Below are 14,656 nucleotides of genomic sequence, written 5' to 3'. Positions count from 1 at the left end.
CACGCATTGGGCAAGTGCGTGTGGCGCACGGCAATCGACTCGCGACACGGGATCAATGTGCCAAACGCTTGCGCAGGTAGGCAATGATGGTTTGTTCGTCCGCCGATTTTGCCGGCTTGGGCAGGTGTTTCGGCCAGCGTCCCTGGTCGGGGCCGAAGAACTGCTTTCGCGTGCCTTCGTCCCAACGCAGAATCTCCCGCGAAGCCGACTCCCACCATTCATGACGACACACTTCGTAGTACGGGTGCTCGGGGGCGGCACTGCCATAGAGCAACGCACGGCCGACCTTTTTCACCGCACCACGCTTGTTGCGCAGCTTCCACTTGATGCGCAGGCGCTGCCACGGCGAGGGGATCGGTTTGCAGCGGGGCACCTCGGTGCACAGCGTGGGCAGTTCGGCGCGGAAGCGTTCGCCATGCAGGCTGAAGAAGTGCTTTTGCATGGCATGGAAAAAGCCCTTCTCGGCGAAGTAGTGGTAGATGTAGCGGTTGGCTTCATGGACCGGCTTGTCGCGCATGGCGAAGGACAGGGCGATCTGTTCGATGGTGTGGATATCGAACCCATCGCGGGTCCACTCGTCGATCAGCTCGATGCTGCGTTCAAGCAAGGGGCTATCGCCGTCGGTGACGCCACACAGGCCACTGTTGTACAGCTTGAAACCGTTGTCAGGCGTGACCCCGTGGGCTTGCAGGCAAGTGCCCAGCTTGAGGTAGTCCGCGCGTTCGCAGACAGTGCGCCAGTCGTACTCGAAGCGATCCATCACGTACTGGCCGGGGCCAATGTGCTCGAACACCCGCAGGGGGTTGTCGAGGAACAGCGTGTCGGTGTCGACGAACAGGGTCTTGTGCGCCAGGGTCAGGCCGTAGGCAATGGCGCAGGCCTTGCGCCGGTGGTGATAGCCGTTGCTGCCCTGCCAGGCGGTCATGATCTCATCGCTCAGGGCGATGGTTTCGACCGGCCAGCCGGCGTAGTCCTGCGGGCGATCGGTGAGGACGCGGATGCACAGCGGCTCGGCCTTTTTCAGTTGGGCCAGCGCCGTGAGGATGCTGAACTTGGCTTCGCGCCGGTACACGTCCTTGTCGCCGTAGACCAGATAGAGCAACTGCTGCGGCGCTTTCTCAAGGGGCGTCGACGGTTGTGGGGAGTCAGGCGTCATCGGTCCAGGCGTCCTTCAGGTTTCGACGGGTTGCTTGAAAGGGCTTCAAGGCGCTCAAAAGGGTGCCGGGCACTCAAAGCGCAGGCGTTCACCACTTTGCGGGTGGGTAAAGCTCAGCATGCTGGCGTGCAGGCACAGCCGAGGATACGCCGCCAGGGCTTGGGGGTGGGCGTACAGCCCGTCGCCCAACAGCGGATGGCCGATGGAGAGCATGTGCACGCGCAATTGGTGCGAGCGTCCGGTAATCGGCGTCAGCTCCACCCGGCACCAGTCGCCACAGCGCTCCAGCACGCGCCAGAAGGTCAGCGCATGTTTGCCGAACTCGTGGTCGACCACGTGGCGTGGTTTGGTCGGTGGGTCGTAGCGCAGCGGCAGATCGATACTGCCACTGTCCAGTTCCGGTTGGCCCCAGCACAGCGCCGTGTAGGCTTTTTCGGTTTCACGGTCGTGAAATTGCCGAGACAGTTCGCGATGGGTATCCGGGTCGCGGGCCAGCAGGATGATCCCCGAGGTTTCCCAGTCCAGGCGATGGACGATACGCGCTTCCGGGTAGCCGTTTTCCTGCAGGCGAGTAATCAGGCAGTCCTTGTTGTCGTCGGCGCGGCCAGGCACCGAGAGCAGCAGGGTAGGCTTGTTCACCACCAGGACGGCGGTGTCCTGGTGGAGGATGTGGATATTGGACAACGGCATTAAAACAGCCTCGTAACAAACGCCAACGGCGACTCAGGCCCCTCCAGCAAACCTGGGGGACCTGAGCCGCCGTGGCTCCAGCCGGATCGACTCAGCGATCTGGCAGGGTGATATTGAGTTCCAGAATCGAGCAGCTGCCCTGGTTTTCCAGTGCAACATGCACGTCGTCGGACCCGATATTGACGTACTTGCGGATCACCTCGACCAGTTCCTTTTGCAAGGCTGGCAGGTAGTCAGGGGTGCTGCGCTGGCCGCGTTCATGCGCCACGATGATCTGCAGACGCTCTTTCGCTACCGACGCGGTGCTGGTTTTTTTGCTGGCGCGAAAGAAGTCAAAAAGATTCATTATCTACCTCCAAAAAGGCGCTCGAAGAATCCCTTCTTCTCAACATCAAGGAACCGGTGTTCCACGGTTTTGCCCAACAGACGATCGACGGCATCGCTGTACGCCTTACCGGCGTCGCTCTGGTCGTCGAGAATCACTGGCACGCCTTGGTTGGAAGCCTTGAGTACGGCTTGCGACTCTGGAATCACGCCAAGCAGGGTGACTGCCAGAATTTCCTTGACGTCTTCGACGCCAAGCATTTCGCCGTTGCTGACGCGCTCAGGGTTGTAGCGAGTCAACAGCAGGTGTTCCTTGATCGGGTCTTCGCCGTTTTCGGCGCGTCGCGATTTGCTGGCCAGCAGGCCCAGCATGCGGTCCGAGTCACGTACCGAGGACACTTCCGGGTTGGTCACGACAATCGCTTCATCAGCGAAGTACATGGCCAGGTGGGCGCCTTTCTCGATGCCCGCCGGGGAGTCGCAGACCACGAATTCGAAATCTTCCTTGAGTGCCATCAGCACCTTTTCCACGCCTTCGACGGTCAGCGCGTCTTTGTCGCGGGTCTGACTGGCTGCCAGGACGTAGAGGTTCTCAAGGCGCTTGTCCTTGATCAGGGCCTGCTGCAGGTTGGCTTCGCCATTGACCACATTGACGAAGTCATACACTACGCGACGCTCGCAACCCATGATCAGGTCGAGGTTACGCAGGCCGACGTCGAAGTCGACGATGACTGTTTTGTGACCACGCAGAGCGAGGCCGGTACCGATAGCGGCGCTGGTGGTGGTCTTACCCACACCACCCTTGCCGGATGTAACCACGAGAATCTTGGCCAAGGTGTTTCACCCCTAAGGAAAAAGGACTTTTAGCCCCGAAAAACATCTCTTGAAAACTACTGCAGTCGGACAGCCTTGGCTGGAATCGGGCCTGGGGCAGGGTTTACCTCCGGTAAACACCGCTCTACGCCATTTTCCTACTTCGTTTGAGCCGTTTTCACTACGTTTTAGAGATGCTTGGAAAATGCGGCAGTATCCGTTAAAGCCGAATGATGTTCAACACGTCGCCCGACAGGCTGACTTGTACGCCGGCCCCCCAGAGCGGGTCGCGACGAAGATCTTCGGAAACCTTGTAATGACCGGCGATGGACAGCAGTTCAGCGCTCATTTGCTGGCAGAAAATCCGTGCCTTGGTGTCGCCTTTGACCCCGGCCAGCGCACGACCGCGCATCGGCCCGTATACATGGATGTTGCCATCGGCCAGAAGTTCCGCCCCGGGGCTGACCGAGGACACCACCACCAGGTCGCTGCCCTGGGCGTAGATCTGCTGGCCGCCACGTACTGGCGAAGTGATGATGCGCGTCGGCTTGATGCTCGGCTCCGGTGGTTTTTCCGGTTTTTTGCGCACTTCACCTTCCAGCGGTTCAAGGGCGCGCTCGCGGGCCCCCGACGGCGGTAACACCGGCAGGTCGACGGCAATGGCCGCGGCAATGTCCTCGATACGGCTGGCGCGGATGGCCAGGGTGCGCAGGCCATGGTGGCGGCACACGCGCATCAGGGCCGGCAGGTCCACCGAGCCTTCACTGGCCGGTAGCTTGTCCAGGGCCAGCACCAGCGGGGCGTTGCTGAAGAAATTAGGTGCCAGAGCTACCTTTGCAGCCAGCTGCCGGTCGAGGATTTCCAGGTCATTGCGGGCCAGCTCCAGCACCGTAATGGCGAGCATGCTGCCCTTCAACTGGAACACGGGATCTTGGTCTAGCAGTTCGGTTTGGCTCATGGTTGGCATACAACGGCTTGTCACTAAAAGTGCCGAGACTTATAACGAGAACGCCCGCAGCCCGCAAGCAGGGTCGAACCGATGTAGAATGCGCGACCTTGTTGTCCGTCCGGAATCGTTAATGGATCGCCCGCAATTTCGAGCTGCATTTCTTTCGCCACGTTTTTGGCCGCTATGGTGCGGTCTAGGGCTGCTGTGGCTGGTTGTCCAGTTGCCGTATTCGTGGCTGTTGCGCATTGGTCGTGTGCTGGGGGCCGGCATGTATCGGGTCGCCAGCGACCGTCGGCGCATCGCCAAACGTAACCTTGAGCTGTGTTTTCCCGAGAAAACTCCCGACGAACGCAAACGTCTGCTCAAGGAAAACTTCGCCTCCACCGGCATTGCCTTCTTTGAAATGGCCATGAGTTGGTGGTGGCCACGCGAGCGCCTGGCGCGCCTGTCCCATATCGAAGGCCTGGAGCATCTCAAGCAGGCCCAGCGCGATGGCCAGGGCGTGATCCTGATGGCCTTGCACTTCACCACCCTGGAAGTCGGCGCGGCGCTGCTAGGCCAGCAACACACCATCGATGGCATGTACCGCGAGCACAAGAACCCGCTATTCGATTTCATCCAGCGTCGTGGCCGCGAGCGGCATAACCTCGACTCCCTGGCCATCGAGCGCGAGGACGTGCGTGGCATGTTCAAGCTGCTGCGCGCAGGCCGGGCGATCTGGTACGCACCGGACCAGGACTACGGCGCCAAGCAAAGTATCTTTGTGCCGTTGTTTGGCATTCTCGCGGCCACGGTGCCGGCCACCAGCAAGTTTGCCAAGCTGGGCAAGGCGCTGGTGGTGCCGTTTACCCAGGAGCGCCTGGCCGACGGCAGCGGTTACCGCCTGGTGATCCACCCGCCGTTCAGCGATTTCCCGGGGGCCAGCGACGAAGCCGACTGCATCCGCATCAACCAGTGGATCGAAAGCGCCGTCAGCGCCTGCCCCGAGCAGTACCTGTGGGCGCACCGGCGCTTCAAGAGCCGGCCGCCGGGCGAGCCGAAACTCTACGACAAGCGTGGTTGAGCCCGCGACGGCCTACCGTCAATAATCAGCACCAGGGAGTGTGGCGATGAGTTCGGCTGAACCGGTGACAGGCTTGATTCTTTCCGGCGGCGGGGCTCGGGCGGCGTACCAGGTAGGCGTATTGGCGGCCATCGCGCAACTGTTGCCGGCCGGCGCGGCCAATCCGTTCCCGGTAATCGTCGGCACCTCGGCTGGGGCAGTCAATGCGGTCAGCCTGGCCGCCGGGGCCATGGACTTCACGGCCGCCATCGAACGCCTGACCGCGTTCTGGCAGGGCTTTCGCAGCCATCAGGTGCTGCGCAGCGACTGGCCCGGTGTGATTAGCCAGGCCAGTCGTTTTGTCACCCACAGTCTGCTGGGGATCGGCGCCAAGGTGCCGGTGGCGCTGCTCAACAGCTCGCCCTTGAGTGATCTGCTCCACACCAGGCTGGACCTGTCGGGGATCGATCAGGCCATCGCGCAAAAACAACTGCACGCTGTGGCCGTCACCGCCTTTGGCTATGAATCCGGACAGGCGGTAACCTTTTATCAGGGCGGTCGCAGCATCGACCCCTGGCTGCGGCACCGGCGCATCGGCGTGCCGACCCGGTTGAGCGTCGAGCACCTGCTGGCCAGTTCGGCCATTCCCCTGTTGTTTGCACCCGTGAAAATCGGCAATGAGTACTTCGGCGACGGCGCGGTACGCCAGTCGGCGCCGATCAGCCCGGCGTTGCACCTGGGGGCGAGCCGGGTGCTGGTAGTGGGTGTCAGTGGCAACCCGCGCGGCGTCGATCCCGACACCTCCCTGCGCACCTACACCGGCCAGCAGCCGTCCTTGGCGCAGATCGGCGGGCACATGCTCAACAGCACCTTCATTGACAGCCTGGAAAGCGACATCGAGTTGTTGCAACGCCTGAACCAGTTCAGCCACTTGCTGCCCGATGGCACGCCAACCCGCGCCCTGGGTGTGGCACCGGTAGAGGTGTTGGTGATTGCGCCGAGCCAGCCGATCGACGAGATCGCCGCACGGCACCGCCAGGAATTGCCGGCGGCACTGCGCCTGTTCCTGCGCGGCCCGGGGGCAACCAAGACTAGCGGGGCAGGGGTGTTGAGTTACCTGCTGTTCGAGGCGGGATACTGCAGCGAGCTGATCGAACTCGGCCGGCGCGATGCCTTGGCCAAGCGGGAGGAGTTGTGTCGGTTTCTTGGGGTGCGGGAGCCGGTGATTCCGGCCTGACAGGCATCGCCCTTCACCCGCCTACGATGCGCGTTGGCGGGTGAAGGGTGATGCCGGTTGGTCAGTCCAGACTCAGAAGTGCACCTTGACCAGGAAGCTGGTCACGCTCTGATCGGTCTTGAAGCCCTGGCTGTCTTCAATCCCGTACTTGTTTTTCCAGTAGTCGTACTCGACACCGACGTACAACTGCTTCTCGCCCAGATTCAAGGCCTTGCCCAGGTCGTATTTGACCTGTGGGTTGAAGTGCAGGTTGGCGTGGTATTCGCCTTTGCTGTTGACGTCGTTGTCGACCACCCAGTCCATGAAACCGTCGATCAGCACATCGGAGCCGCCGACAGGGATGGTGTAGGACCACACAGGGGTGATCTGCCAGACATCGTCACCCGGACGGTCGCCTTCAGTGTGGCGGTTGTAGAAGTTCAGCTGGAAGTAGTCGAAGCCTGGAATGGCCAGGTCGAAGCCCGGACCGATCAGGTAGGACTCGGTGTCGTCTTCGCCAAACTCGTAGGTCATGGCCAGCAGCACGTCCTTGATTGGGCCAAACTCGAACTTCTGGTCGAAGATCTTGTTGAATGACAGGCGCGGCTGGAGCTCACCGTAGTGGGTGTTCTCACCGGCGAAGGCATCTTCTTTGCCGTTGTAGAAGATCTTGTCGATAAAGAAGAAGTTGTCGCCGTACTTCCAGGCGTCGGCGTGCTCGAAGGTCACGGTCTGCTGGATGCGCGGGTTGACTTGAAAGTCTTTGCCGTAGAGATAGGTCAGGCTGTTGTTCTGCCACTGCAGCAGATCGCCGGCCATGGCCTGGCCCCCTGCCAGCAAGGATCCGGCGAGCATCAGGCTAGTGCACGTACGTTTCATTCGGTTGCTCCCAAAGTAGGTGTTCCACGTTTTTTTTGACGGCGCTCTGGTGTGGCGCCTTTTTTCAGTGCTGCAAAAACCATCCAATCGGTCAGCTTTACAGCTCTTAGCAAGAGCTGGGCCAAGGCATTTAAAAAGGCAAAAAACGCCTGGTCGGCTGTTCGAAAACAGTCGATCAAGCGTCCATTGGGCTTTTGTCTGTCTAGCCTCGTGACCGTCCAGGGCCGGGATAAGTTGGCTTTCTGGTCAGGAATTAAATCCGGGCTTTTTTTTATACCGGATTCAGACGGCCGCGGAGAATACTGGCTCCCGCGCCACGGCTCAAGCGCCCCGCAACAGCGCACCGGTATCAAACCTGGGGCACCGTTGCGGGCCATTCTAGAAGTGCACCTTGATCAGCAGGCTGGCGGTGTTCTGGTTGGTGTCCAGATTGGCGTTGTCCTCGATGCCGTACTTGTTTTTCCAGTAGCTGTATTCGGCCCCGACGTAGATCTGTTTGGCCGGGCCATTGAGGGCCTTGCCCAGGTCGTACTTGATCTGCGGGTTGAGGTGCAGGTTGGCGTGATAGGTGCCGCGTGAGTTCTGGTCGTTGTCCACGACCCAGTCGAGGTAGCCGTCGATCAGCACGTCGGAGCGGCCGGCGGGAATGGTGTAGGACCAGGTCGGGGTGATCTGCCAGACCCCGTCACCTGGGCGCGGCCCTTCGGTCTGGCGTCGGTAGAAGTTCAGGGTCACGTAGTTGAACCCGGGCACCGCCAGGTCGAAGCCGGGGCCAATCAGGTAGGCTTCGCTTTCGCCTTCGCCGTACTCATAGGTCATGGCCAGCAATACGTCCTTGATCGGACCTAATTGCAGTTTCTGGTCGAAGATCTTGCCTGCCGACAGGCGTGGGCTGAACTCGCCGTAAAAGCTGTGGGGGCCTTTGTTGGGGTCTTCCTTGCCGTTGTAGAAGATCTTGTCGACGAACAGAAAGGTGTCGCCGTACTTCCAGCGGTCAGCGTGCTCGAAGGTCACGGTCTGCTGGATCGATGGGTTGATCGCGAAATTCTTGCCGTACAGGTAGCTCAGGCTGTTGGTTTGCCACAGCAGCAGGTCGCCGGCCATGGCCTGGCTCGCGGCCAACAGGCTGGTGCCCAGCAGTAGGCTTGTGTGTGTACGAATCATCTGTTGCTCCCTTTTTGTTTTTATTTTTGCTCTTGCAGGCAGCCGCCAACCCTGTAGGCGCTGGCAGCCAGCGCCTACAGGGGATGTTGCGTTTGCATCAGTGCGGGTGAGCGGCGCAATCGTTGATGGCAGCCCGTTCGCTGCCACCCAGGATGTTGAACAACAGGTTCAGCGTCAGCGCGCTGAGGGTGGCCATGGCAATGCCGCTGTGGGTGATCGGGCTCATCCACAGCGGCAGGTGGGCGAAGAATTCCGGCCGGACCACCGGGATCAGGCCCATGCCGATACTCACCGCGACCAGCAATTGATTGCGCCGGTCGGCGATGTCGGCTTCCTGGAGGATCTTGATCCCGGTGGCCGCGACCATGCCGAACATGGCGATGGCCGCGCCGCCCAGCACTGCCGGCGGGATCGAGGCCACCAGGAACGCGGCCTTGGGCAGCAGGCTCAGGAGGATCAGCAACCCCCCGGCAACGATGGTGACCGAGCGGCAACGCACGCCAGTCATCTGCACCAGGCCAATGTTCTGGGCAAACGAGGAGTGGGTGAAGGTGTTGAGGAAGCCGGCGAAGAACGAGGCGCCGGCATCACACAGCAAGCCGCGACGCAGCATGCGCGGGCAGACTTCCTGGCCGGTGATCTTGCCCAGCGCCAGGAACATCCCGGTGGACTCGACGAAGATGATCACCACCACCAGGCACATCGACAGGATTGGCGCCAATTCAAACTTGGGCATGCCGAAGTGCAGCGGCGTGACGATCTGCAGCCAGGGCGCCTGGGTCATGCCGCTGAGGTCGACCATGCCCAAAAGGCCACAGAGGATGTAGCCCAGGGTCATGCCGATCAGCACCGAAATGTTGACCCAGAACCCGCGCATGAAGCGGTGTACCAACAAGATGGTGCCCAGCACCAGGGCGGCGATGGCGAGGTAGATGGGGGAACCGAATTGTGCGGCGGAACTGCCGCCGCCTGCCCAGTTCACCGCGACGGGGAACAGTGACAAACCGATCGAAGTGATGACGGTACCGGTCACCAGAGGCGGGAAGAAACGCACCACCTTGGACATGAACGGTGCGATCAGCATGCCGAAGAACCCTGCGGCAATGGTCGCGCCGAAGATGCCTTGCAAGCCGATGCCGGGCATGCCGGCCATGGCCACCATGCTGCCGACCGCCGCGAAGCTGGCGCCCATCATCACCGGCATGCGAATGCCCATGGGGCCGATGCCCATTGACTGGACGATGGTGGCGATCCCGGCGACCAGCAGGTCGGCATTGATCAGAAAGGCGATTTCTTCACGACTCAGGCCAGCGGCCTGTCCGATGATCAACGGCACCGCAATGGCGCCGCCGTACATCAACAGAACGTGTTGCAGACCTACCAGGATCAGTTGCAACAACGGCAGGCGCGCGATAGCGGGTGCGTCGGGGATGCGCGCTTCGGATGACACGGACATGCAACACCTCGGATCTTTTTTATTCTTGTGATTTTGTGCAGCAGGGAGGACCGCGGCGCGGCCAATCGCTGGCAAGCCAGCTCCCACAGGATTCAGGTGATCCTTGTGGGAGCTGGCTTGCCAGCGATGCTTTTCGCTACTTAATTGGTCTGGGCTCCCTGCACGATCCAGGCGCCGATCAGGTCACGTTCCTGCTGGGTCATCTGGGTGATGTTGCCCAGTGGCATGATCTGCGTGGTGACTGCCTGGGCTTGAATGCGCGGGGCGTTCTGGCGGATCTGCTCGGGGGTGTCGAACATCACGCCGCCCGGGGCGGCACTGAACAGCGGGCTGGTGGGCTTGGCCGAGTGACAGACCGCGCAGCGTTCCTGGATCACACTGTGCACCTTGTCAAAGCCTGGACCGGTATTGGCTGCCTGGGCCGGGGCTGCAGGAGCAGCGGCTGGCGTGGCCTCAGCCGGTTTCGCACCACCGCCGACGGCGGTTTCCGGCAGCGGCTGGTACTGGATCTGCGCGGGGGCCTTGGCCACTTCCGGGCTGGTCATCGGCGCGGGGCCGGTAACGTACGCCAGGCTGATCATGCCTACGGCCGCGACTGGCAGGGTCCAGGCGAACTTGTGGCTGTCGTGGCGGGTGTTGAAGTAGTGACGCACCAACACCGCCAGCACCGCGATCCCGGCCAGGATCAACCAGTTGTACTGGCTGCCGTAGGTGCTCGGGAAGTGGTTGCTGATCATGATGAACAGCACAGGCAAGGTGAAGTAGTTGTTGTGTCGCGAACGCAGCAGGCCCTTGGCCGGCAGGGCCGGGTCCGGGGTGCGGTTCTCGGCGATCGCCGCCACCAGTGCCCGTTGTGCCGGCATGATGATGCGGAACACGTTACCGACCATGATGGTGCCGATGATGGCGCCCACGTGCAGGTAAGCACCCCGGCCGCTGAACACTTTGCTGAAGCCGTAGGCCGCGCCGATGATCAGGACGAACAGGATGAAACCCAGCAGGGCAGGGCGTTTGCCCAGGGCCGAGTCGCACAGGAAGGAGTAGATGAACCAGCCGGCGAACAGCGAACCGATGCCCAGCAGAACCCCTTCAGGGCCGCTCAGGCTGCTGCCAGGTGCCAACAGGTACAGGGTCGGGTTGGAGTAGAACACCACGCACAGCAGCGCGATCCCCGACAACCAAGTGAAGTAGGCCTCCCACTTGAACCAGTGCAGGTTGTCCGGCATGGTCGGTGGAGCCAGTTTGTATTTCTCCAGGTGGTAGATCCCGCCACCGTGAATCGCCCAGAGATCGCCCGCCAGACCGTTCTTCGGGTTGACCCGATTGAGGTTGTTTTCCAGCCAGACAAAATAGAACGACGCGCCGATCCAGGCGACGCCAGTGATCATGTGAACCCAGCGCACGCTCAGGTTCAGCCATTCGAACAGATGTGCTTCCACAGTCTTTACCTCTCGCCTGTCACTCTGTCGTCGAGTGATCAGACCTTCTCTTATTGGTGGGGGGCAAGGATCAAGCGTTGATCCTCTTTGAAAAAATGCTCATCGCAGTTATTGCCTGTGCCACTGCGATCAACCACCAGGAAGTCATCCCGCTTTTCGATCGTCAGCACCGGGTGGTGCCAGACGCCGCGATGGTAATTAATGCCCTGCCTGCCGTTGGTGACGAAGGCGCGGACCAAGCCTGATACAGGTTCATCGCCAACGGGCGCGACCACGATCAGAAAGGGGTTGCCGAGCAGCGGAATGAAAGCCTGGCTGCCCAACGGGTGACGCTCCAGCATGCAAACGGTCAGCGGCATGTCCTGCGCGTCGGCGCGGAAAATGCTGATGATCGCGTTGTCTTCTGGCTTGGCGGTTTCCACCGTCGCCAGTTTATGGAAGCGCATGGTCGAACCGTTGTTGATCATGAAGTGATCGCTGCCGTCGGTTTCGATCACGTCACCGAAAGGGGCGAAGGCTTCTTTGGTCAGCGGTTCAATCGTCAATGTGCGCATGCTGTTCTTCTTATCCGGATTCTGTGTTGTTGGTTCTTTCGTCATCGCTGGCAAGCCAGCTCCCACAGGTTGTGTGTACACCATCATTCCTTGTGGGAGCGGGCTTGCCCGCGATTAGGGGCGACGCTTACTTAGCTACCTTGCCGAGAACACGCAGGCGGCTCACACCGCCGTCCGGGAATACGTTCAGGCGGATGTGGGTGATCGGGCCCAGCGCCTTGATCTGCTCGGCGAAGGTGTGTTCGGCGTGCATTTCCAGTTTCTGTGCCGGCAACAGTTCGCGCCAGAACAACGACTGGGTTTCGATCTGGCTGTCGGTACCGCCCTTGACGAATGCGCCCTGGATCGAGCAAGTGTCCGGGTAGTTGCCCTTGAAGTGCAGGGTGTCGACGACAATTTTCTCGATCTCGCCCGGGTGACCCAGGGCGACGATCACCCAGTCATTGCCAGGTGTGCGACGACGGGCAGTTTCCCAGCCATCGCCCATGTTGATCCCGCGGCCCGGGTTGAGGATGTTGCTCATGCGGCCGAAGTGTTCATCGGAGCAGGCCAGGGCACGACCGCCATTCAAGGCAGCAGCCAGGTCAACCTGCTCGTTGTCGCCAACGGCCGACCAGTCGCGGAACGGAATGCCGTACACACGCAGACGGGCCACGCCACCATCAGGGTAGATGTTGAAACGCAGGTGGCTGAACGACTGGTCGTTGTTGATTTCGTGGAAATGGTGGCTATTGCCCTGCAGCTCGACAGCCGACAGGACTTCGGTCCATTGGGTGTTTGCGTCCGGCTCACCGGAGGTCAGGAAGCAGGCTTCCAGGGAGGCCGATGGCGGGAAGTTGCCGGTGAAGAATGAAGTGTCGATGTCCACACCCTTGATCGAACCCGGTACACCCAGGCGGATCACAGCGCTGTCGTAGCCTTCGAAGCGCTTGCGGCGCGACTCCCAGCCGTCCATCCACTTGCCGTTGTCATCGAAAACGCCCTCCTTCCATACGGCCGGGGTCGGCTGGAACAGACGGTTGGCGTCGGCAAACCAGTCATCGGTGACCGAGATGATCTTCGTGCCCAGGCGGGCGTCGGCCAGGTTGACGAACTTCTCGAAAGGTACGGCGTAAGCTTTCATTCTTCTTGTCTGCCTTAAATAGAGTGGCTGGGGATGGTCGTTTAGAGGGTCAGTAATCGGAACAACGCGATCTTGTTGATCTGCGCCAACGCGCACTTGAACTCGGTGTCGACCGGGTTGTGGATGCGTGTTTCGAACGCTGCGAGGATCTGATGCCGGTTGCTGCCTTTTACCGCCATGATGAAGGGAAACTTGAACTTGGCTTTGTAGGCGTCGTTCAGCTCGGTGAAGCGAGAAAACTCTTCGGCCGTGCATTGGTGAATACCGGCGCCGGCTTGTTCATTGGTGCTGGCTTCGGTCAGTTGGCCCTGGACGGCAGCTTTGCCGGCCAGGTCCGGGTGAGCGTTGATCAGCGCAAGCTGGCTTGCGTGATCGGCGCTCAACAGGATGTCGCTCATGCGCTGGTGCAGGGTTTCGATCTCGTCGATCGAAGCGTCCTGGCCCAGGTCGAAGGCCTTTTCGGCCACCCATGGCGAATGTTCGTAGATATCGGCGAAAGCGCTGACGAAGGCGTCACGGCTCAGGCTCGAGGGTTTCAGCGTTTGAAAGGTGGTCATTTCGACGCCCCTTGGTACGGGTGGGTTTGTTGCCAGTGGCGAGCGATGTCGACGCGGCGGCTGAACCACACCTGTTCATGACTTTTAGCGTATTCGATAAAGCGCTTGAGCGAAGCCAGGCGCGCCGGACGACCGATCAGGCGACAGTGCAGGCCGATAGACAGCATCTTCGGCGCCTCGGCGCCTTCGGCGTAGAGCACGTCAAACGCATCCTTGAGGTATTCGAAGAAGTCGTCGCCCTTGTTGAAACCCTGGACCTGGGTGAAACGCATGTCGTTGGTGTCCAGGGTGTAGGGGATCACCAGGTGCGGCTTGCCGGTCGGGTTGTTCGGTTCCCAGTAGGGCAGGTCGTCGTCGTAGGTGTCGCAGTCGTAGAGGAAACCGCCTTCTTCCATCACCAGTCGCCGGGTGTTCGGGCCGGTGCGGCCGGTGTACCAGCCCAATGGGCGCTCGCCGGTGATTTCAGTGAGGATGCGGATGGCTTCGAGCATGTGCTCGCGCTCTTGCGCTTCGTCCATGTACTGGTAGTCGATCCAGCGATAGCCGTGGCTGCAGATCTCGTGGCCGGCCTCGACCATCGCGCGGATCACGTCCGGGTGGCGCTGGGCGGCCATGGCCACGGCGAAGACGGTCAGCGGAATGTCGAATTCCTTGAACAGCTTGAGAATCCGCCAGACGCCGACACGGCTGCCATACTCGTACAAGGACTCCATGCTCATGTTGCGCTCGCCCTGCAGCGGCTGCGCCGAGACCATTTCCGAAAGGAAGGCTTCCGATTCTTTGTCGCCGTGCAGGATGTTGCGCTCGCCGCCTTCTTCGTAGTTGAGCACGAAGGACAAGGCGATGCGGGCATTGCCCGGCCAGTGTGGGTGGGGAGGGTTACTGCCGTAACCGATCAGGTCGCGTGGGTAGTCAGCGCTCACTGCAGTCTTCCTTCTTATTCGAGTTTGCTTATTCGCGATAAGGGGTGGTGTGGCGGCCTGATGGTGAGATGACAGGCTGGCGTCACAGCGATGGAGTGATTGTATACAACTTTATGTGCGCTTTGTAAGCCTGATTTTTTCCATTTTTCATCAACTGTCATCTTCCAGTGCTACTGCAAGAAACCTGCCTGACTGGTCAGCTTATGGATGAGAGGTCGTGATTGGCTGTGGTTTTGCGGATAAACGAGGCGAGGCGGGCAGGCCAGGAAGCTTGGGATAAAAAGTCATTATTATTGTGTACAATTTTTATTGAAAGTGTCTTAATCAGCTGCTCGCCGCAACTTTTCGTGCTCCGAAAGGGTGCGGTCTCC

16 protein-coding genes are annotated in these 14,656 nt (G+C 60.5%); 2 read left to right on the top strand and 14 right to left on the bottom strand.

Going from position 1 to position 14,656, the window contains the following annotated elements; all coding sequences use genetic code 11:
- Nucleotides 1-52 precede the first annotated feature (52 nt).
- From PspS04_RS20290 to minC, 5 genes are all read right to left on the bottom strand, one after another.
- On the bottom strand, nucleotides 53-1,156 hold the full coding sequence (locus PspS04_RS20290; protein WP_159997422.1) for a hypothetical protein: 1,104 nt from the start codon (nucleotides 1,154-1,156) through the stop codon (nucleotides 53-55).
- A 54-nt stretch (nucleotides 1,157-1,210) separates the two neighbouring features.
- Nucleotides 1,211-1,846: an RluA family pseudouridine synthase gene (locus PspS04_RS20285; protein ID WP_159997420.1), complete on the bottom strand. Its 636-nt coding sequence runs from the start codon at nucleotides 1,844-1,846 to the stop codon at nucleotides 1,211-1,213.
- Nucleotides 1,847-1,937: 91 nt separating this feature from the next.
- Complete coding sequence (gene minE / locus PspS04_RS20280) at nucleotides 1,938-2,192, bottom strand: cell division topological specificity factor MinE (RefSeq protein WP_095167919.1); 255 nt, start codon at nucleotides 2,190-2,192, stop codon at nucleotides 1,938-1,940.
- Nucleotides 2,192-3,004, bottom strand: coding sequence for a septum site-determining protein MinD (gene minD / locus PspS04_RS20275; RefSeq protein WP_095167921.1), 813 nt, complete (start codon nucleotides 3,002-3,004; stop codon nucleotides 2,192-2,194). The genes minE and minD overlap by 1 nt, the downstream gene beginning before the upstream one ends.
- Before the next feature lie 199 nt (nucleotides 3,005-3,203).
- On the bottom strand, nucleotides 3,204-3,941 hold the full coding sequence (gene minC / locus PspS04_RS20270) for a septum site-determining protein MinC (RefSeq protein WP_095167923.1): 738 nt from the start codon (nucleotides 3,939-3,941) through the stop codon (nucleotides 3,204-3,206).
- A 121-nt stretch (nucleotides 3,942-4,062) separates the two neighbouring features.
- Between minC and PspS04_RS20265 the strand changes: the two genes are divergently transcribed.
- Both PspS04_RS20265 and PspS04_RS20260 read left to right on the top strand, forming a co-directional pair.
- The gene (locus tag PspS04_RS20265; protein ID WP_159997418.1) at nucleotides 4,063-4,995 is read left to right on the top strand and encodes a lipid A biosynthesis lauroyl acyltransferase; all 933 of its coding nucleotides are present in this window, start codon (nucleotides 4,063-4,065) and stop codon (nucleotides 4,993-4,995) included.
- A 46-nt stretch (nucleotides 4,996-5,041) separates the two neighbouring features.
- Nucleotides 5,042-6,211, top strand: coding sequence for a patatin-like phospholipase family protein (locus PspS04_RS20260; protein ID WP_095167926.1), 1,170 nt, complete (start codon nucleotides 5,042-5,044; stop codon nucleotides 6,209-6,211).
- A 72-nt stretch (nucleotides 6,212-6,283) separates the two neighbouring features.
- On the opposite strand, the gene PspS04_RS20255 is transcribed toward PspS04_RS20260, so the two are convergent.
- The 9 genes from PspS04_RS20255 to puuE all read right to left on the bottom strand — a co-directional run bounded on the left by PspS04_RS20255 (nucleotide 6,284) and on the right by puuE (nucleotide 14,285).
- Nucleotides 6,284-7,069: an outer membrane protein OmpK gene (locus PspS04_RS20255; protein WP_095167928.1), complete on the bottom strand. Its 786-nt coding sequence runs from the start codon at nucleotides 7,067-7,069 to the stop codon at nucleotides 6,284-6,286.
- Nucleotides 7,066-7,446 (bottom strand): hypothetical protein, encoded by a 381-nt coding sequence (locus PspS04_RS20250; RefSeq protein WP_143501178.1) that lies wholly within the window; start codon nucleotides 7,444-7,446, stop codon nucleotides 7,066-7,068. Before PspS04_RS20250 ends, PspS04_RS20255 begins: the two co-directional genes overlap by 4 nt.
- Before the next feature lies 1 nt (nucleotide 7,447).
- Nucleotides 7,448-8,233, bottom strand: a complete 786-nt coding sequence (locus PspS04_RS20245; protein WP_095167929.1) for an outer membrane protein OmpK — start codon at nucleotides 8,231-8,233, stop codon at nucleotides 7,448-7,450.
- A 97-nt stretch (nucleotides 8,234-8,330) separates the two neighbouring features.
- Nucleotides 8,331-9,689: a nucleobase:cation symporter-2 family protein gene (locus PspS04_RS20240; protein ID WP_095167931.1), complete on the bottom strand. Its 1,359-nt coding sequence runs from the start codon at nucleotides 9,687-9,689 to the stop codon at nucleotides 8,331-8,333.
- A 140-nt stretch (nucleotides 9,690-9,829) separates the two neighbouring features.
- A complete protein-coding gene (locus PspS04_RS20235) occupies nucleotides 9,830-11,128 on the bottom strand; it encodes a urate hydroxylase PuuD (protein WP_159997416.1) in 1,299 nt (432 codons plus the stop codon).
- Nucleotides 11,129-11,178: 50 nt separating this feature from the next.
- Nucleotides 11,179-11,682 (bottom strand): ureidoglycolate lyase, encoded by a 504-nt coding sequence (locus PspS04_RS20230; RefSeq protein WP_095167934.1) that lies wholly within the window; start codon nucleotides 11,680-11,682, stop codon nucleotides 11,179-11,181.
- A 127-nt stretch (nucleotides 11,683-11,809) separates the two neighbouring features.
- A complete protein-coding gene (gene alc / locus PspS04_RS20225; protein WP_095167936.1) occupies nucleotides 11,810-12,805 on the bottom strand; it encodes an allantoicase in 996 nt (331 codons plus the stop codon).
- Between the two features lie 41 nt (nucleotides 12,806-12,846).
- On the bottom strand, nucleotides 12,847-13,362 hold the full coding sequence (gene uraD, locus PspS04_RS20220) for a 2-oxo-4-hydroxy-4-carboxy-5-ureidoimidazoline decarboxylase (RefSeq protein WP_095167938.1): 516 nt from the start codon (nucleotides 13,360-13,362) through the stop codon (nucleotides 12,847-12,849).
- Nucleotides 13,359-14,285, bottom strand: a complete 927-nt coding sequence (puuE, locus tag PspS04_RS20215; RefSeq protein WP_095167940.1) for an allantoinase PuuE — start codon at nucleotides 14,283-14,285, stop codon at nucleotides 13,359-13,361. Before puuE ends, uraD begins: the two co-directional genes overlap by 4 nt.
- Nucleotides 14,286-14,656 lie beyond the last annotated feature (371 nt).

The sequence above is a fragment of the Pseudomonas sp. S04 genome, assembly GCF_009834545.1.
Classification (GTDB): Bacteria; Pseudomonadota; Gammaproteobacteria; order Pseudomonadales; family Pseudomonadaceae; genus Aquipseudomonas.
Note: the sequence above shows the minus strand (reverse complement) of the source record. Positions and strands in the feature narration are given on the sequence as shown.